Annotated in this window: 1 protein-coding gene; it reads left to right on the top strand. The window is 65.6% G+C overall.

The features are described from left to right. Window positions 1–159: 159 nt before the first annotated feature. The coding region (locus tag BN358_RS23970) for an FABP family protein (protein ID WP_157593489.1) at window positions 160–355 on the top strand (196 nt) is incomplete at its 3' end.

Here is a 355-nt window from a genome sequence, read left to right as displayed (position 1 = left end):
GGAAGCGTTGTAGTCGTTCGGAGTGGGCAGGATGATCTGCAGGATGACGGCGCTCAGGATGAGCGGGCCAGGATGCGCCCAGTCCTCCCCCGGCGTGTCACCGCCGGCGAACTTCGAGCCTCTCGCACCGAGGTTCCCTGCTCTGGCACAGTGAGACCCATGGCACTCGAAACTGGCCTGGCTCGTCTGGTCGGCACGTGGCGCGGCGATGGCACCGGCTGCTACCCGACGATCACGGATTTCGCCTACACCGACGAGATCACCTTCACCGACACCGGCAAGCCGTTCCTGCACTTCGTCCAGCGAACCTGGATCGAGGGCCAACCGCGGCACACCGAGACGGGCTACTGGCGGA

Source organism: Sedimentibacter sp. B4 (genome assembly GCF_000309315.1).
Taxonomy (GTDB): domain Bacteria; phylum Bacillota; class Clostridia; order Tissierellales; family Sedimentibacteraceae; genus Sedimentibacter; species Sedimentibacter saalensis.
This window is presented reverse-complemented; position numbering and strand designations above follow the sequence as displayed.